The sequence below is a fragment of the Spiroplasma endosymbiont of Phycita roborella genome (assembly GCF_964031195.1).
GTDB lineage: Bacteria > Bacillota_I > Bacilli_A > Mycoplasmatales > VBWQ01 > Spiroplasma_E > Spiroplasma_E ixodetis_A.
In genome coordinates this window covers 63,268-82,160 of record NZ_CAXIQJ010000007.1, presented here as the reverse complement: position 1 = coordinate 82,160, position 18,893 = coordinate 63,268, and the positions used below count along the sequence as shown (strand labels likewise).

Sequence of the window (18,893 nt, the reverse complement as noted above, 5' to 3'; positions counted from 1 at the left end):
TAATCTCCTTTAATTTTCTAATTTTTTAATTGTTACTTTAATTCAACCTTGATAAACATCATTATCACCAACTATTAATGCAACATTACTTTCTGGTTCAGAAACAATTATGTGTTTTGATTTAACATTTGGATATTGTCTTAAAATAATTGCTCTAATATCATTACTTGTATGAATTGCTTTTGGAAATGGTGATAATATTTCAATTTCATCTTTATTTTCAAACAAAGTAGGTAATATTATCATTAATTATTTCTCCTTATTTTTAATTTGATTAGCAATTTCATTTAATATTTTTAATACTTTATATTCATTTTTTAATTCTTTAATAATAAATATTAAAAATATTATTAGTGTTATGCTTGTTATTAATATTGGTACTATTAATAAAATTTTTCATAATATCATTTTTTTACTCTTTTCATTTTTTAAATCATTTAACATTAATTGAACAAAATGCACGATTTTTAGGAATGTTTAAAGTATTAAAGATTTGACCAGTTACTATAATTTCATCATTTTTGTTTAATAAAATACAGCGTCTATAAAATTTTGGGTTGTTAAAAATTAAAGTAACATAGTTTAATCCATTTCACTGACCTCGAACACTATAATATAATTCTTTATTACCTTTTTCATAATATTTTGCTTCAATAGTGTTACTTAGTTTTACTGTTAATTTGACATAATTTACTTTCTCTTTCATCTTTATAATTTCCTTAAATAATTATCAAAAATTAATATTTTTTTATGATTTTTTAAATAATATTGAATATGCTTATAAGCATCTTGTTCATGTTTTGTTAATTTTATATTTCCTTTATATTCTGTTATTTTATTTTTATTTTTTGGGTGATTTTCGAAATAATCTCAGTTGAAAACATCTTGTACTAATACCATTAATGCACCAATAATTTTAGGAGTTGCTAATGGATTAGTTAATAATTGTTTTGAACTTAAAAAGAAATTTTCTACAATAACTAATATTTTTTTATTAATAAATTTTTCTTTAATTAATTGAAATTTTTCTTTATACATATTTTTAGTTCATAAAACAGTTAATGTATTAAACGTTTCATTAAAAATAATATTATTAGTTTCATTTGAATAAATAACAATTCCATTGTTGCCAATTCCAGCGGGGTCAATTCCAATAATTAAGTCATATTGCATAATTAATCAAATTCACCATTTTTAATTTTTTCTTGTAATTTCATTATTAATTTAAGTTTTCAATTACTAATATTAATTTTAATTTCACTACTAATATCATCTTTAAGTAATTCCATAAATTCATTTTCAAGATAATTAATTATTTTTTCTTTATTCATATTTATACCTCCTACTTAACCTAATATTTAAAATACAGTCATAACAAATTGCTTTATTATTTTTATCTCTTAAAAATATTTTCTTGTTTTTTATATCCTTAGTATTAAAGAATAAATAATCTAATTTATTTTGTTTACATGTTCAACAAAAATACTTTTTCATTATGAGTTGATTTTTCTTTATAGGAAGTAACTATATAATTAATTGGTAAATCATCATGTTTATATGGATTATTTATTTTAAAATCTTTTCTGTTCTCTTCTCACGTAATGTTATATTTAAAACAAGGATTAGTAATTTTAGTTTTGTTATCTGTTATTTCACCAATAAATCAACTATTATGCTGTTCATAAAATGTTAATGGTTCAAGTTTGATATCATTAAGATAATATTCTTTTGGAGTAATTGGTTGATTAACAGTTATTTTTTGGTCTTTAATATAGGGTTCTAATAATTTTATTAATTCATTACCACTTAATTCTCTTTTAATATTTTCTAAATTAAAAACTCAATATGTATATTTATCATCAGCAATAAAACTATTATTTTTAACCATTCATTTTGGACATTGTAATTTATATTCACCATAATCAATAAGAATAGATTGTGGTTTATCTTTTACAATTTGTTCTTTTTTAAATTCTATTTGCATAATAATCCTTTCCTAATATGTTCTGTTGCTTCTAGCATAAAGAACATATATTTTGATTTTTTAATTATTAATAATCACACTATTCGTTTTTTTCATTCCATGAAAACTGGGCTCAAAAATAAATTATGAAATTTTAAAAATAAATCGAGGCATTCGATTCAATATTTATTTAATTTATGTTTAATAAATTAATATTTTAATTGAACCGGCACCGCTCAATTTTTTTTACAAGTTTGAAATTTATTTTCTCGCCCAAAAAAATTTTTCAAAAAAAATAAAAAATAAAACCAACACTTGCTCACTGGGGAGTGGCAAGGTTGGTTAAATAAAGAATAGAATTAATACAATAGGTCCCTACAACAGGTCTATATATACTAGTTTCCAATTCGCTCCCACCCCAAGAATTACCATTAATGGTTAGTATATTTTATTAGGTATCACTCCACTTTTTATTTATTCATGCAAGTCCACATGCTAGCTACTATTTTTAACAACTGTGTTGTAGTTCACTTTTTTAGTTCCCTAACACGTGTTGATAATAGCGTTAAAGAGGTTTATTAAAAATTTTAAAATTTTACAATTACAAAAAAAAGACAAGATTTTTATTCTCATCTTTTGTCATTTATTTTTAATTTAAGGATTTAAAAAAGAAAGGAGCTATTTTTAAAACTTTTTAGTTATCGACATCTTCGACACGCTCCCAATTTTTCATAATTATAATCATTCCTTAATTTATAAAATATCATATATAAATTGTAACTTATTTTTATTATTTTGCTATACACTATCTTCAAAATCTTTATAATTAATATTAGTTTATATTAAAGGAATTGATAATATGTTTAAAATTTTATATACACTAGTTACTATTTCACTAGTCACTTTTACTAATTTAAGCCAAGTGAAAATAAATAATTATCATCATAAAGAAATAAAATCAGAAAATACTATCCTAAACGAACAAAGTTTAACCTTAGCTTTTGAAAGTGGAAATTTTTATAATTGAAATGAAAATGATTCAACTAATTCTATTGCTGGTATTTTTACAAATTCACAAGCACAATCTTATTTATTAAATAAGGATGGCACATATAATAATTTAGACTTACAAATTAGTAATTTTATTAGATTTGATGATAACTTAGGAATTGCTACTTTAAATAATTTTCATAAAAGTGATGATAGTAATTTTATTAATAATTCATTTTTAATGACTAAAAATGGTATTAGTGATGATGCTACTGCCATTGAAACTCCAAATCATACTTTTACTAACTTTGGTAATAATATCGTTAGTACCGATATTGGTGCTGACTTAATTAATACAGACGGAAAAGTAACTAACTTAGTTACTCCCTATCATTATGGAAAAGGTAAAACTAGTTTTACTACTATAAATGCTACTTTTGGCGTTTTTGTTGGTGGTGATCAAAATTCTTATATTCTAAAAGTTGATGGTAATATCAAACCAATTAATATTAATGTTCCTAATCCAATACTATTAAATTCTTTTGTTGCCATTAATGATAATGGTGGCATTATTCGTGATGTTAATGGGCAATTATTTTATTTAACAATAGATGATAATGGTAATGCTACAACAAAACCATTAATTATTAATAAGGAACCACTGTTTAGTACTACTACTGTTTTTTTTAGCAAGACTGGTAACAATCAAGGAATTTTAAACGTAAATCTCAAAAATAGCTCCAAATTTTTTGGACAACCTTATCATTTAAGCATTACTGATAGTAATGATATTAAACTTACAAAAATTAATGAACATTATATGAATAATTTCATTTTACTTCATGATGGTTTAGGTGTTTTTATTGATGAACAAGAAATTGGCTATTTTGTAAATGAATTAGGTACTTTTACTAAAATTGGTTATTGTGCCAATTTCCAAAGAATAAATGATAATCTTAGTTTTATTAATAATAATACAAGTAAATTATTACTAAGTGATAGTAAAAATAACAATTGAAGTCGAATTAATACTATTAAATTTACTAAAACTAAAGATGAACAATTGACTAATTTTATTAATTCATATATTGATAAAGATAAACTCACTGCAGTTAATCGTACTAATAATTGAATTAGTAATAATAGTTTAATTTTAAATGTAACTAATGATGAGCTAAAAGATATTACTATTAATGATAATCAACCATTATTACCAAATATTAATAATAGTATTACGACTATTATTAATAGTAATTATGAAATTAATATTAAATTTGAAGATGAAATAATAACTTACCATGTATTAATATATAATCAAAATATTTTGCCAACACTAGATAATAGTACTAATACTAATATTAAATATGTTGGAATAGTAAATAATAATTTATATGATATTAATAGCACTAATACTAATGACGGTTTTACAATTAATTTTAACTATGATAATACTATCCAATTTGTAAATATTATTACTATTGATAGTACTACTATGAATAAAATGAATTTATGAACATTAAAACCAAAAACTACTTTTAAATTAAATGCCAAAAGCAATAATAATGTATATTTACTACAAACTGTTAATTGAAATAATATTAGCAACTGACAATATTTTACTATTTATCATGGTAATAATTTACCTATTGTTGAATTTTGAACTACTGATACTGGTATAAAATTATGAAATGCTGCTTTAAAACTTAATTATACTTCTAAGGAGCTAGAAAATATGAATGCAAAAGAAATTAATAATCTAAGAAATTTATCAGTTAATTGAACAATTAATGAAGCGCGTGGTAATACTTTAGGTTATATTATTTCTGGTTTTCTTGGTATTGGTTTCATTTTAACTATTATTGCTATTATTTATGATTGATACTTAAAACAACAATTTAAAAAAAGCAATCTAACACAAAGACAAATTTGAATTAATACAAAATAACTGTTCTGGATGGGTTACACTTTATTGGACACTAATTACATAGACAAGTGAACAAATTAGTTAAAAGAAAGGAATTATAATTATGGTCACTATTAACTCATATTCAGATGAATTTAAAAAACAAATAGTAGCTTTATATCAAAGTGGCAAATCAGTATCTTGCCTTGTTAAAGAATACAATGTTACAAGAGCAGCTACTTACAATTGAATTAAGCAATTTACTAATTCAGGTAGTTTTAAAACTAAAGATAATCTTTCAGATTTAGAAAAACAATTAATTCAAGCAAATAAAGAATTAAAACAGTTACGAATGGAAATTGATATTTTAAAGCAAGCAGCACTAATAATAGGCAGAAAATAGAGATTATTGCAAATAATAAATCTAAATATAAAATTCGCACAATGTGTCATTTTTTAAAACTCTCTAAATCAACATATTATTTTAATTTAAAGAAAAAAAATAAAATTCAAAATAATATTTATGAACAAGCTGTTATTAGTGCTTTTAAAGAAAATAAAGAAGTTTATGGTACTAGAAGATTAAAAGTCATACTAGCAAACCAAGAAATTTATTTATCACGCAGAAAAATTAAAGAAATTATGAATAAGCATAATTTAATATCAAAATACACTAAATTATCATTCAAAAATTATCATAATAAAGTCAATGATAGTCAAATAACCAATCTTGTTAATAGAAACTTTAATAATAGAATTAAAAATGAAGTTATTGTTAGTGATTTAACTTATGTTCAAGTTAATGGTAAATGAAACTATATTTGCCTATTAATCGACCTATTTAACCGCGAAATTATTGGATATAGTGTTGGAGTTAAAAAAGATGCATCATTAGTATATCAAGCATTTATGCAATCAAATCACTGTTTAAAAGATATTGAAATATTTCATACTGATCGCGGTAATGAATTCAATAATAAAACTATTGATAAACTTTTATTAGCTTTCAACATAACTCGATCTTTAAGCAAAAAAGGATGTCCTTATGACAATGCTGTTGCTGAAGCAACTTTTAAAACTTTCAAAATTGAATTTATTAATGATAAAAATTTTACATCATTAATCCAATTAAAATTAGAATTATTTGATTACATCAATTGATATAACAACATAAGAATTCACAGTACTCTAAACTACCTAACTCCAATTAGTTATCAAAAACAAATGTCTACCAAAAAATAGTCCTAAAAAGGGTTGCCATTCCAAATAAAATGTTTGGATAAAAAGATACCAATTCTAAAAGGGAAATTTGATTCACTTAAAATTATTGAAGATTGAACAAATTCCTTAATCTTAGAATTAAATGATGAAATAAATAATTATTCATATAATTTTCAATTAACTACTTTAAAAGAGGTTTTTTTACCAAAAATACTTGAAGATTTTATTAATTTTAAAAAAAATAAAAGTATTAAATTTATTTATTAATAAACAAATTGAAAAAGATAATTTTTCTAAAAAACATTTAAAGAAAATTTTATTAAAAGTATTAAGGTTTAGAGTTTATTTTAATAGTAAATTGATAGAAGCAGAAAGCGATTTACTAACTTTAAATAGTAAAATAAAACTTTTATGAAAAGAGATTTTTGATAGGGACATAAAATTTTTACAAAAACAACAGCAGAAGTTAAAACAAAAAAATATCTTGATAGAGAATCAAAAGACAAAATTAAAAGAAAATATTAAAGATATTAAAGATAAATTAGAAAAAGAATTAAAAGCTGATTATCAAAATAATAAACTTACTAATTTTAAAATTCTTTTAGAAATACCAAAAAAAGCAAATTTTAAAATAGCATCTTTAGAAAAACAAATTACTAATTTAGAAATTAAACAATATGAATTACATGTTCAAATGCAAACATTACAACAAAAAAGTAATGAATTACATGAAAAGATACAACAATTACAACAAAAAAATAATGAATCAAATTTGAATCAAAGAAATATTAATGATCAAACAATAACCATCCAATTAAATAAACCAGAATTGACAAATAAAACATTAGTTAATAATTTAACAATGTCATTACAATTTTTAAGACCAACAAATAATTTTAATTAAAATTAAGAAAGTTACTTAAAAGAATAAAAACAAATATTTTAATAAAATATTCATTAATTATTAATAAGACAAATGATGATTTAGTAATTAAAGAAAATTTAATTGAAGATGTAGATTTTAAATAAAATATTAGTATATAATTTATAATAAAAATATTCAAAGTATAATATAAAAATTCATAATTAAAAATTGATTGAAACTAATTATAGTTTTCAATCAATTTTTTTAATATTTCTTTAGAAACTTGTGGATTTGCTTGTCCTTTAGTTAGTTTCATTAATTGACCCATAAAAAATTTTAATGCTTTTTCTGGATTGACTTTATAAATAGTAATCATGTTTTCATTTGCTTTTAAAATTGTGATTAATATTTTTTCTAAATCATTACTATCACTTACTAAAGTAATACCTAATGTTCTAATAAGATCGGTAGGGCTTTTTTCACTATTAATCATAATTGCATTTAATAACTGTTTACTTTGTTTATCATTAATTTTTTGCTCATAAACTAGACTAACTAATTGTGATAGATTATTAGCAGTAAGTTCGCTGTTTTTAATAGTAGTGTTATTAATATTACAATAAGCTTGCACAGGACCTACTAAATAATTAAACGTAGGTAATATTAAATTATTAATGGCAACTGTTTGTTCAAAAATAGTTAATATTTCTACTTTGTCAATTAATAAATTAATATCTTTTATTGGTAAATTGTATTGTTTTTTTAATCTTTCCATTATTTGTTTAGGCAATTCAGGAAGATTTTTAGCAATCATTTTGATTCATTTTTCGTCTAGTTGAATTGGAAAAATATTTGGTTCAGGAAAGTATTTATAATCAATTTTATTTTCTTTGCTACGCATGCTAATGGTTTTATTAGTTTTTTCATCAAATCTTCTAGTTTCAAGATTAATTTTTTGTTTTTTATTTAAAATATTAGTTTGACGATTAATTTCATCATTTATTGCTAAAGTAATATTATGTGTAGAATTTAAATTTTTAATTTCAACTTTGGTACCTAAAGTATCACTACCATGTGGTTTTAACGATATATTAATATCGCATCGTAATGAACCTTCATTCATTTTAGCATCACTAACTTGTAAATGAATTAATAATTGACGTAGAGTATTAATATATGCTACTACTTGTTCGCTTGTGTTAAAAATTGGTTTAGTAACAATTTCTAATAAGGGAATTCCTGCTCGATTATAGTCTAGTAATGTTTTTTTATTATTATGAATTTGTTTTGCTGTGTCTTCTTCAATATGTAAGCGTTCAAAGCTAACAATAAATTCTTCATTATTTACAACTATTGGTAATTCACCGTTTGTACCAATTGGATGAAAAAATTGTGTGATTTGATAACCTTTAGGTAAATCGGGATAAAAATAACTTTTTCGATCAAAACGTAATAGTGGATCAATATTCATTTTTAAAGCAGTACATGTTTGAATTGCCATTATAATAACAGCTTGATTAACTGTTGGTAATGTTCCTGGATAGCCACAATCAATGGCATTAATTTGAGTATTTGGTTTTTGACCAAAAGTATTGGCGGCGTTGGAAAAACATTTAGTTTTAGTTTTTAATTCACAGTGGATTTCAATACCCATTACAACATCATATTTATTATTCATGATCATCACCTAGTAGTTTATTATTAAAATTAATTTTTTTACTTAAAAATGAAGCAATATTCAATATAACTTGATCATTGAAAGGTGCACCATTAATATTAAAACCAATCGGTAAACCATTAACAGTAGTTAACGGAATATTAATGCTTGGTCCACCATTTAAGTTAGAAAGTAGTAGTAAGTCTTCTAAATAATCATGTTCACTTTTAATAACTTTTTTTTGTTCTAATACATCTTTAATTTTTGGAGCTGGATTAATATTTGGCATAATAATGAAAGCATCATATTTTTTAAAGATAGTATTTAAATGTTCAACAATTAATCTTCTTACTTTTTTAGCTTTGTTAAATAATTCTTCTTGATGATTTTCAGATAAAGCATATGCACCAATAATGTATCTGCGTTTTACCATATCACCGAAACCAAATGTTCGTGAATTTGTCATAACTTCTTGATAATTTTTACCATTTTTACGAACACCAAAATTAATACCAGTTAGATTTGCATGGCAACTGGTTGCTTCAGCAAAAGAAATAATCATGTAGATTGGTAATAAAGATTGTAATAATTCTTTATTAAATTCAATTTGTTGAACTTTTGCACCACCATCAGTTAAATGCTTTATTGCTTCATCAAAACTAGATTTAACTATATCATTTCACTGATAATCATTATAATTTAAAATAGCAATATTTTTACCTTCTATATTTTGATTTAAGTTTTTAGTATAGTTTTTTTCTTTACTTTGAACACTAGTAAAGTCTTGTTCATCAAATAAAGCAATAATATCCAAGACAATGGCAATATCTTCGACATGATTAGTAAATATACCAACTGTGTCTAAACTTGGAGCATAAGGAAAAACACCATTTCGTGAAATTAAACCATACGTTGGTTTAAAACCAACAATACCACAATAAGCGGCAGGTTTACGTATTGAATCACCAGTATCTGTTCCTAAAGCAAATGGTACAATTCCAGCAGCGACTAAAGCTGCACTGCCACTAGAACTACCACCAGTGATATGTTTTAAATTCCAAGGGTTTAAGACATGACCAGTAGCTGCATATAAACCATCTCCACCCATTCCTAGTTCATCAAGAGCAGTTTTAGCTATATTAATGGCTTTATTATTTGTTAATAACATATTAACAGTACTGTCATAATTAGGAATAAAATTAGCAAGAATTTTTGATGAACCTGTTGTTAAGAAATTAATAGTAGCAATATTATCTTTCATTACAAATGGAATTGCTGCTAATAAATTATCATTAATTTCTTGTTCAGTAATTAATTTTGTTTGTTTAATGGCATTTTGTTCTAGTGAAGTAACAACAGCATTTAATTTTTTGAATTGTTCTAATCGTTTGTATACTAATTTAGTTAATTGATCTGGAGTAAGTATTTTTGTTTTTAATAATTCATGAAGTTGACGAATTGAAAGTTGGTGGTAATTAATTTTCATGATTAATCACCTGATTAATACTAATGTAATTATTTTCAACTTCTGGAGCAATATTTAAAACACTTTTAGACGTTAAATGAGCTCCAACATTATCGGAACGTAATAAATTATTAATAATAGGAAATAGGTAATTTAAAGGTTCAATATCATTTGTATTGATATTTGTTACAATTTCCATTTGTTTTTCAATAGCTTTAAATTCTAGTAAAAGATTTTCACATTGTTCTTCGCTTAAATTGAACATAAGTTCGTTAGCAAATTCATGTAGCATTTTTGTTGTCATTTTCTTTTCAATTTTATCCATTTTTAGCTACCTCTTTCAATAAATTTTGTAATTGCTCTTCATTAATAATTTTAACATTAAGTTTGCGTGCTTGTGCTAATTTATTTCCTGGATTTTCTCCAACAATTAAATAAGAAGTATTATTACTAATAGTATTGGTAATTTTAGCACCATAGTTATTTAATAATTCAATGAATTCGTTACGACTTTTAGTTAAAGTTCCTGTTAAGACAAAAGTTTTACCATTCAATACTTGTGATTGGTTTTTTTGTAAATAATTAAAGTTAAGTTTAAAGTTTTGCAAGTTATTAATTAGTTGTTGATTAGTAGGATTAAGGAAATAATCAATAACACTAGTAGCGATTATTGGACCAATTTCATTAGTATTAGCTAGATCATCAAAGGTTGCTTCCATTAAGTTATTTAAAGTTAAATATTTTTTTGCAAGAATAATTGCTGTTTTTTGACCAACATGGCGAATTCCCAAACCGAATAAAAGTCTTTCTAAGGAATTTTGTTTTGATAGAATAATTGAATTAGCAAGATTAGTGAAAGATTTTTCACCAAAACGTGGTAATGATAGTATTTCTTTTCGTAAATTAACTAAATTGTAAATATCACTAATAGTTTTAATTCATTTTAAATCTAAAAAACGTAATAATATTTTTTCATTTAAACCAATAATATCCATAGCATTTCTTGAACAGAAGTGCATTAATGATTTAAGAATTCGTGATGGACAGTCACTATTAATGCAAAATTGATCAACTTCTGGCGGAACTTGTTCTAATTTTGTTTTACAAACCGGACAATGTATAGCTTTTTTAAAAATAATATTGTTTATTTGACGATTACTAATAATTGGTGCAATTACTTCTGGAATAATATCACCAGCTTTTTTAACACTTACTAAATCATTAATACGTAAATCACGATTAATAATATAATCACCATTATGAAGTGTGGCAAAAGTAACGGTAGTACCAGCAATTATCACTGGTTGTAATCTAGCATTATAGGTTATTTTTCCTGTTCTACCAACAGTTGGAAATATATCTAAAAGTTTAGTAACACTAGTAACAGCAGGAAATTTATAAGCTATTGCTCATTTTGGTGCCTTATTAGTTCTTCCTAACATATCATAACTGGTTAGATCATTAATTTTAATGACAATACCATCAATTTCATATGGTAATGTATTTCTTAACTTTTCATATTTCTGAATATAAATTCATACTTCTTCAATATTTTTACATAACTGTCATTGTTCATTAATTTTGAAACCATATTTTTGTAAGGTAAATAATGCTTGTTCATGGGTTTTAATATTATCATTAGTAGCATTAATATAATAGTAAAGAAAGCCATCTAATTTTCTTGAATTAATAATATTAATATCAAGTTGACGAATAGTACCAGCTGCAGCATTGCGAGGATTAGCAAAGAGTGGTAAGTTTTGTTGTTGTTGTTTTTCATTAATGCGATTAAATTCTTCTTTACTTAAATATATTTCTCCTCTTACTTCTAATTTAGAATTAATTGGTATTATTTTTGGTATTGTTTTAATTGTCAAAATATTATTGGTAATGTCTTCACCAGCAATTCCATCACCTCTGGTAGCAGCAGTTTTTAATTCTCCTTTTTCATAAGTTATGGAAATTGATAGACCATCAATTTTTAGTTCACAAACATATTCAATGTTATTTTCTGATAATGTTTTTTTAATTTGTTGATCAAATTTTAGTAAATCTTCATAATTAAAGGCATTACCCAAACTTAGCATTGGTTGTTGGTGAAAAATTTTTGTTAAAGAATTAATTGGTTTATTACCAACAGTTTTAGTTGGAGAATCATTACTATTAAATTGGGGATATTGTTCTTCTAATTTTACTAATCTATGATAGGCGCTATCATAAAGTTCATCACTAACAGTAGGTGCATCTAAAACATGATATTCATAATTTCATTGTTTAATTTGGTTTCTTAATTGTATTATTTCAATTTTAATATCATTATTTTTGTTACTCATATTACTTTCTCCCCTAATTGGTTTGTTAATAAGACATAATTAATTATAAATGAATTATTACTTTAATTGTAATATTGTTTTATAAAAGTATAATTTAGTAATGTAAATAAAATAAATAAATAATAATATACATTTTTTTAAAAAAATGATTATAATAAAATTAGTATTAAAAAATAATGGCTAATTAAGTATTTGGTTTTTTAAACTCCTATTAAGTTTATTTGACTTAAAGGCTTTTTTGTATATAACTAGACACATTTTTTAATATTAACCTTTGATAAGTTTTAAGTATAGTATTAAAACTAAAGATAATTACTTTAATTTTATATGAGTTAGGAGTAAGTTATGAAAGATACATATGCATCTGTTCGTTTAGCACAAAAGCCAGAAAATGCTTTTGCTTGTCATCGTTGTGGTAGGGTTATTTTAATTGCCGAATTTTTAGAAGCAAAAAATATTCAATTGAATTGTAATCGATGTGGTTTTAAAAAACATGTTGAAAAAATCAAAATAGAAAAAAAATCAGAAATTAAAAAAACTAGAATTGCTGCTATTTCTTCCAAAAATTCTTCTAAAAAATAACTTAGCTTAGATTAATATTAATAATATTATAAAAAAAAGAACTCAGTTGAGTTCTTTTTTACTTATTTTTTATTTTTTTCATTTAAATACTCTTGATAATTATTATTTACTTGTTCTCAATTGATAACTTTTAATAATGCTTGTAAGTATTTCTCTTGTTCATTTTTATATTGTAGATAATGTGCATGTTCTCATACATCAATAGCGATCAATGGGTACATGTTCAAGAATCATGGATTGTCTTGATTAAAAGTTTTGTATAGTCTTAATGTACCATTATTATCAATTACTAATCATGCTCAACCACTTCCAAAAATATCCATGGCAGTTTTTGTTAAAGCAGCTTCAAATTTTTCATAAGATTCAAAGCGATTAATGATTGCTTTACCAATAGCTGATTTTTCATTAAAACCTTTATTTTTCACCAATAGTGAAAAGAAAAGATTATGATTAATTACTCCCCCACCAAATTGTCGAATGCTACTTTGTAATTTTTTTACATTACAAGTTTCTTTATCCTCACATATATCTTCTAATTTACAATAATTACTTAATAAACGATTTAGTTCCCCTTTAGTTTCAAGATTATAATCAGAAAAAACTTTCGGATGTTTATCCATCACTAATTTTAAAGAAGTTAAATATTTCTTATGAAGTTCTTCATAATGATGTTTAATTGTTTCTTGTGAAATGTAAGGTTCTAAAGCATCATAATTATATGGTAAATCGATAATATTAATCTTGTATTTAGGCATTCTTTTCTATCCTCCTTTTCTTTTTAAACTCTTCACATATAAATATTGCATTGCATTATAATAAATTAATGTAAAATTACAAGTTTATTATATTACAAGATTTCTCACTATATGTTATACTAAAAATTAATATTAAATACTAATTTTACTAACAAAGGGTGAAAGTTTTCGTGCAGTACTTATACATGTTTAATAAAAAATCTAATCAAATTAATGTTTCTCACAACAATGATATCATACGTAGAATTAATGTAAACCAAACTGATAACATTAATAGTAATAATTTAGAAAAAAATGAACAAAAACAATCATTTATTGATAAATTTACTTCAAAATCACTTAGTTGTGATGACACCAATAACTTTAATTTCAAAACAGCCAGTTGAACTCTAACAATAATTTATCTTATATCTTTTATTATAATTCCAATTCTTTATAGTTTAATCAAAACTTATGCTGTAAAAGATACTAGTCAAAGTTCATTTCTTAGTCTTTTTATTTTTAGTTTATTGCCAATTTTTGGCTTAGTTGTTTCACTTGGTATTGATTGAGAAGCTATGATTAAAAAAGGCGGGTGGGCTGCTTATAGTCATAGTGTATTTGGTTTTATTAGTGTAGTATTTGTTCTTTTATTTTTTATTGCAACAAAAGTTATTAGTGGTAAAGATGATGATGTAACTTCGCTTGCTACTACATTTTTAATTCAACAGTTATTTCAATTGTTAGGATCAATTTTAGTATTAGTATTTTGTAGATCATTACGTGAGAGAATTATTACTACTTTAAAAGAAGCAAAATTAGATTTAATAACTTGAGTTACCATTTTTGCTGTTATTGGTACTATTTTAAATATTATTTTCAACATAATTCCTAAATTTAGTGAATTTAATATGTTAACAAGTAATAATACTTCAAAAAATCAAGATGTTTTAAACTTATTAATGAATAGTCCGTATGGCATTTTTGTTTTAGTTCTTAGTACTATTTTTATTGCTCCAATTAATGAAGAAATATCATATCGTCATGGTACTTTTACCATTGTTCGTTATCGTTGATTAGCATATGCAGCTTCATTAATTTATTTCCCATCAATGCATGTTATGGATAGTGGTGATTGAAATAATATTATTGGTTATTTAGGATTTAGTATTATATTACCCTTATTATTTATAATGACACGGGGTAATACTACATATACTATTGGTTTACATGCTTTTTCTAATCTAATTGCAACTATTTCTGGTTTTATTAATAAAAATTAAAAGGAGAAATTATGACTACCTTAACAATTACTGCCAATGATGCTGATCAAACTTTAATTAATTATTTAAAAAAAGTATTTAAAACACTACCACTGTCAAAAATTTATCGTTTATTTAGAAAAAAAAAATCAGAGTTAATAATAAAACTACTACTGATTTTAAATATCGCTTACAAGAAAATGATTTAGTAGTCATTTATGAAAGTAATTTAGTTGTTAACTATAAACCAGAAAAAATTACTAAAGAAGCACCAATTGAATTGTTTTATGAAGATGATAATTTTTTAATTGTTAATAAAGATCATAATATTGTTGTCCACCAACCATATGGTTCTTGCTTAGATAACATGGTAAAATATTATTTACAACAAAAATACCCGAAGAAGAAACGTGAGCAAACATTTAATATTAGTCATCAGTATCGTTTAGATAAACTAACTAAGGGTTTAATTATTTATCCAAAAAATAAAATGACACAAAACGCACTTCATAATGCTACTAAAAATGGTCAAATTATTAAAAAATATTTGGCTATTTGTTCTGGCCAATTAACTAAAAATTTAAATATTTCTGGTTATATTACTCATGATGAGTTAACAATGAAAATGAAATTTTCAATTGAACCAAGTGAACAAAGTAAAAGTTGTAGCACCATCTTTACACCAATATTTAATACTAAAGACTTTACTTTAGTTGAGTGTCAATTAGTTACTGGTAGAAAACATCAAATTCGTAGTACTTTACAATTTTTAAATTTGCCAATTGTTGGTGACACTAAGTATGGGTCAACAATAGTTACCCCTAATAAAATTGCATTATTTGCTTATTATTTGTCATTTAATGATTTAGAAGAACCATTTACTTATTTGAATGATCAAAATTTTATAATAAAAGATTTAAAAACAGATTTAATTAAACAGATTAAAAAAGAAAAATGATAAAATTAATCTATACTAATATATAGATTACATTTTTATTTTTTTGCTATTTTTTATTTTTAATAGTGATTAATAATATTGAACTTTTAATTTTGGGTTGTTAACATATTTAAATAAAAAACAAAATTAGTTTTATTTATATAGATTGGGTGAAGTAATGACAACTAAAAAAGGTATTTTTAATACAATTGTTGGTGTTATCATGACAATTGTTATCTCTATTTTACAGTTAACTTTTCTTTATGTTACTGGTTTAGCATACGGTGAAAAAATTAATGGTTTAATTCGTGTTATTATTTCTTTTTTGACTTACCTTAGTTTGACAGAAGGAGGACTTGGTTTAATTACCATTTTTTCTTTATATCGTCCGTTACAAAATGATGATTATGAAACCGTCAACGATATTATTAATACGACAAGAAAAAATTATCATCATTCAGGAAGAATATATTTAATTATTCTTGTCAGTGCTGGTTTTATTTTAGGATTAGCTAGTGTTCATTTACCAGAAATTGGTTTAGATATGGAAATTCCTTTTTGACAAGTAGCACTTATTATTATTTCTTTAGGATCACGTGAATTAATCTTTTTTTATTTTAGTGGTGCTTATCAAAATTTAATTCAAGCTGATCAAAAAGGTTATTTAAATCGTTTAATTTTTATTTTTTCAGAGATTATTATGTATATTTTACTAATGACGTTATTAGTTATTAGAAAGTCTGATGGTAAACCGATAGATATGTATATTCCTTTTTTTGCTTATTTTGTTTGTGGTGTATTAAAAGCATTTGTTACTTTTATCGTTATTAAAATTGAATATCCATGATTACAACATAAAAAATGAACACAACAAAAAAGGATGCTAAAACAATCGTGATGAGTAGCCCTGAATCGTTTACCTGACATGATTATTTCTAACATTGATATTATTTTAATTACTTTATTTTTATCACTGACAACAACATCAATTTACACTATTTATATTATTATTGCTACAACGATGCGCTCAATTGCTTTAATTTTAATTAGTTCTTTTCGCGAAGTTTTTGGATATTGAATTGCCAAAAGTGGACGAATTAGATGAACTGTCTATACTAAATTTGAGTTATATGCTTATATGATTGCTGGTTTTTTATTTATTAATCAATTTATTATTACTCAATATTTAGTGTCTGCTTTAAGTATTACAAATATTAATAATTCTGATGGTAATTTTGATTCTTCAAAAAATCTTTTTATTAATTTATTTTTGTCACAACCATGATTTATTTTACTTTTATCTTTAAAAAATACAATTCAAGTGGCAACCGAACCAGGAAAAGTTATTGTAAATGCTACTGTAAAACACAAAGAAACAATTTGAGGTTCATATATTCAATCAATAATCAATCTTGTTTTAGGTGTTATTTTGGGTTGAATACTATCAAATTTAGGTTGAAAACATCAAAGTTATCAATATTTATCATTAAGTTTATATATGATTCTTTTATCAAGTTGTATTGGTTGAGTTTATCGTTTAATTTCAATCTGAGTTTATGTTTGAAAACATTTGACGTATAATAGTGATTTACGTTTTATTATTCAAAATACTTTAGTGTTAATTATTCCAATTTTAGCAGTAACATTATTTGGATGTCTTTATTTCTTTGATAAATATCCACCAACATATAATTTCACAGATTATAGTTTTGTATTACGAGTTATCGGTTATTCATTATTGTATTCATCAATTTTAATTTTTGGTTTAGCAATGACTATTAATTTTCGTCAGTTTTGATCAATTTTTAATTTTAAGAAATTTTTTACTAATTTATTTTCACGTAAACGTAAGCAAAAAGCATTTATGAATCAAGAAGTACAAGAATTTTTTAAAGATAGTAATAAACCTAAAAATAACTTTACTAATAAAACATTTGATTGAACTGCTACTTATCAAAGTACCAATATGAACGTTGATGACTTTATTGAACAAGAGTTGTTACGAAGAAAAAAAGAAGTAGATATTAAAAGTGAAACAAAAGAATCTGAAAATTCTTCTATTCGCGTTGGTATTTATAAAATTAGAGGTTAGTTTATTTAAGGAGTGAATTACATGTTATTAAATGAAGAATGATTTGTAGAAAATATTGTTGAAGAAAAATATTTAGAATTATTAAAGCGTAATTATCCTCAACATCAACTTAAAGATTTATTTTTATTGAACATTGATTTACGTTTATTGTATTTAAAACATATTTTAATGATTGAAAATTCTTTAAAAAATGCTTTATTACATCAACTTTTTAATGATAATGTTCAAAATTTAGATAATGCTACTTTTCTTAATCCAGAACACCTAGCTCAAATGAAAACAGCTTTACGTTTGATTCGTGCTGGTTATAATAAATATAATAGAAGTGGTGTTTTAAAATCACGAACAATACGCAGTTTAATAGAAGTTATGTCATTTGAATGAATAATGAAATTATTACAAACTTTAAATGATAAAAGTATCGCTAAGATTGCTCATTATTTTGGTATCAAAGAATTTAATGATAGTAAAATTTTATTAGAACAGTTAGAATATATTAAAGATGTTCGTAATTATTTATCACATAATTTTAAAGTATTAGCAATTCAATTTAAGTATAAAGAACGGTTCGCTTATTATGAACAAACTTTAAATGCTAATAATGATCATCATTATTTGCACTTATTAATTACTCGTTTTTCTAGTAAAAACCAATTACTAGCGCCATTTAATGTTGATTATGAAAATTTATTTAATAGTTATGATGTTAAAATTTATGATTGTGTTAAGGAAGATACTCAAAGTATAATCCATACTTAATATAGAAAAATTATTAAATTTTAGTAGATTTAATTTAATAAGTATATTATAATGATATCAATTAATTACTAGTGTAAAATAAACCATTGTCGTTTTTAAACGACAATGGTTTATTTTATTTAGAGTTAAT

The 18,893-nt window shown here is 23.5% G+C and carries 20 protein-coding genes; 9 read left to right on the top strand and 11 right to left on the bottom strand.

Annotated elements, in window-relative coordinates; all coding sequences use genetic code 4:
- Nucleotides 1-9: 9 nt before the first annotated feature.
- From AAHM95_RS09515 to AAHM95_RS09490, 6 genes are all read right to left on the bottom strand, one after another.
- Nucleotides 10-246 (bottom strand): hypothetical protein, encoded by a 237-nt coding sequence (locus AAHM95_RS09515; RefSeq protein WP_339041654.1) that lies wholly within the window; start codon nucleotides 244-246, stop codon nucleotides 10-12.
- A 3-nt stretch (nucleotides 247-249) separates the two neighbouring features.
- On the bottom strand, nucleotides 250-408 hold the full coding sequence (locus tag AAHM95_RS09510) for a hypothetical protein (protein WP_342273785.1): 159 nt from the start codon (nucleotides 406-408) through the stop codon (nucleotides 250-252).
- A gap of 4 nt (nucleotides 409-412) precedes the next feature.
- Nucleotides 413-706: a hypothetical protein gene (locus AAHM95_RS09505; RefSeq protein WP_342273784.1), complete on the bottom strand. Its 294-nt coding sequence runs from the start codon at nucleotides 704-706 to the stop codon at nucleotides 413-415.
- A gap of 2 nt (nucleotides 707-708) precedes the next feature.
- Nucleotides 709-1,173 carry a hypothetical protein gene (locus tag AAHM95_RS09500; protein ID WP_342273783.1) on the bottom strand — a complete coding sequence of 155 codons (465 nt, stop codon included), beginning with the start codon at nucleotides 1,171-1,173 and terminating at the stop codon, nucleotides 709-711.
- Nucleotides 1,174-1,175: 2 nt separating this feature from the next.
- Nucleotides 1,176-1,331 carry a hypothetical protein gene (locus tag AAHM95_RS09495; protein ID WP_342273782.1) on the bottom strand — a complete coding sequence of 52 codons (156 nt, stop codon included), beginning with the start codon at nucleotides 1,329-1,331 and terminating at the stop codon, nucleotides 1,176-1,178.
- 134 nt (nucleotides 1,332-1,465) lie between these two features.
- A complete protein-coding gene (locus AAHM95_RS09490) occupies nucleotides 1,466-1,984 on the bottom strand; it encodes a hypothetical protein (RefSeq protein WP_342273781.1) in 519 nt (172 codons plus the stop codon).
- Between the two features lie 838 nt (nucleotides 1,985-2,822).
- On the opposite strand from AAHM95_RS09490, the gene AAHM95_RS09485 reads away from it, so the two are divergent.
- The 3 genes from AAHM95_RS09485 to AAHM95_RS09475 all read left to right on the top strand — a co-directional run bounded on the left by AAHM95_RS09485 (nucleotide 2,823) and on the right by AAHM95_RS09475 (nucleotide 6,981).
- Nucleotides 2,823-4,898 carry a hypothetical protein gene (locus AAHM95_RS09485; RefSeq protein WP_342274756.1) on the top strand — a complete coding sequence of 692 codons (2,076 nt, stop codon included), beginning with the start codon at nucleotides 2,823-2,825 and terminating at the stop codon, nucleotides 4,896-4,898.
- Between the two features lie 82 nt (nucleotides 4,899-4,980).
- A protein-coding gene (locus AAHM95_RS09480) for an IS3 family transposase (RefSeq protein WP_342274755.1) occupies nucleotides 4,981-6,098 on the top strand; the annotation gives its coding sequence in 2 pieces (ribosomal slippage) (nucleotides 4,981-5,251 and nucleotides 5,251-6,098; 1,119 coding nt in all).
- Nucleotides 6,099-6,561: 463 nt separating this feature from the next.
- On the top strand, nucleotides 6,562-6,981 hold the full coding sequence (locus tag AAHM95_RS09475) for a hypothetical protein (RefSeq protein WP_342274754.1): 420 nt from the start codon (nucleotides 6,562-6,564) through the stop codon (nucleotides 6,979-6,981).
- 199 nt (nucleotides 6,982-7,180) lie between these two features.
- Here the strand turns inward: AAHM95_RS09475 and gatB are convergent, their stop codons facing one another.
- Genes gatB through ligA form a run of 4 tightly spaced genes read right to left on the bottom strand, consistent with a single transcriptional unit; the run spans nucleotide 7,181 to nucleotide 12,397 of the window.
- A complete protein-coding gene (gene gatB, locus AAHM95_RS09470; protein ID WP_342274753.1) occupies nucleotides 7,181-8,620 on the bottom strand; it encodes an Asp-tRNA(Asn)/Glu-tRNA(Gln) amidotransferase subunit GatB in 1,440 nt (479 codons plus the stop codon).
- On the bottom strand, nucleotides 8,613-10,085 hold the full coding sequence (locus tag AAHM95_RS09465) for an amidase family protein (RefSeq protein ID WP_342274752.1): 1,473 nt from the start codon (nucleotides 10,083-10,085) through the stop codon (nucleotides 8,613-8,615). The genes gatB and AAHM95_RS09465 overlap by 8 nt, the downstream gene beginning before the upstream one ends.
- Entirely contained in the window at nucleotides 10,075-10,389 is a 315-nt protein-coding gene (locus tag AAHM95_RS09460) for an Asp-tRNA(Asn)/Glu-tRNA(Gln) amidotransferase subunit GatC (protein ID WP_342274751.1), read from the bottom strand. The genes AAHM95_RS09465 and AAHM95_RS09460 overlap by 11 nt, the downstream gene beginning before the upstream one ends.
- On the bottom strand, nucleotides 10,382-12,397 hold the full coding sequence (gene ligA / locus AAHM95_RS09455; RefSeq protein WP_342274750.1) for an NAD-dependent DNA ligase LigA: 2,016 nt from the start codon (nucleotides 12,395-12,397) through the stop codon (nucleotides 10,382-10,384). Before ligA ends, AAHM95_RS09460 begins: the two co-directional genes overlap by 8 nt.
- A 345-nt stretch (nucleotides 12,398-12,742) precedes the next feature.
- Between ligA and AAHM95_RS09450 the strand changes: the two genes are divergently transcribed.
- Nucleotides 12,743-12,979, top strand: coding sequence for a hypothetical protein (locus tag AAHM95_RS09450; RefSeq protein ID WP_281748081.1), 237 nt, complete (start codon nucleotides 12,743-12,745; stop codon nucleotides 12,977-12,979).
- A 62-nt stretch (nucleotides 12,980-13,041) separates the two neighbouring features.
- On the opposite strand, the gene AAHM95_RS09445 is transcribed toward AAHM95_RS09450, so the two are convergent.
- Nucleotides 13,042-13,734 (bottom strand): superoxide dismutase, encoded by a 693-nt coding sequence (locus tag AAHM95_RS09445; protein WP_342274749.1) that lies wholly within the window; start codon nucleotides 13,732-13,734, stop codon nucleotides 13,042-13,044.
- 185 nt (nucleotides 13,735-13,919) lie between these two features.
- Here AAHM95_RS09445 and AAHM95_RS09440 point away from each other — a divergent pair, with 185 nt between their 5' ends.
- The 5 genes from AAHM95_RS09440 (at nucleotide 13,920) to AAHM95_RS09420 (ending at nucleotide 18,763) form a co-directional block, all read left to right on the top strand.
- Nucleotides 13,920-14,996 (top strand): CPBP family intramembrane glutamic endopeptidase, encoded by a 1,077-nt coding sequence (locus AAHM95_RS09440; RefSeq protein WP_338960085.1) that lies wholly within the window; start codon nucleotides 13,920-13,922, stop codon nucleotides 14,994-14,996.
- An 11-nt stretch (nucleotides 14,997-15,007) separates the two neighbouring features.
- The gene (locus AAHM95_RS09435; protein ID WP_342274748.1) at nucleotides 15,008-15,184 is read left to right on the top strand and encodes a hypothetical protein; all 177 of its coding nucleotides are present in this window, start codon (nucleotides 15,008-15,010) and stop codon (nucleotides 15,182-15,184) included.
- Nucleotides 15,185-15,255: 71 nt separating this feature from the next.
- On the top strand, nucleotides 15,256-15,936 hold the full coding sequence (locus AAHM95_RS09430) for a pseudouridine synthase family protein (protein ID WP_342274747.1): 681 nt from the start codon (nucleotides 15,256-15,258) through the stop codon (nucleotides 15,934-15,936).
- Nucleotides 15,937-16,090: 154 nt separating this feature from the next.
- On the top strand, nucleotides 16,091-18,004 hold the full coding sequence (locus AAHM95_RS09425; protein ID WP_338956634.1) for a hypothetical protein: 1,914 nt from the start codon (nucleotides 16,091-16,093) through the stop codon (nucleotides 18,002-18,004).
- Nucleotides 18,005-18,025: 21 nt separating this feature from the next.
- Nucleotides 18,026-18,763, top strand: a complete 738-nt coding sequence (locus tag AAHM95_RS09420; RefSeq protein ID WP_342274746.1) for an Abi family protein — start codon at nucleotides 18,026-18,028, stop codon at nucleotides 18,761-18,763.
- Nucleotides 18,764-18,893: the final 130 nt, after the last annotated feature.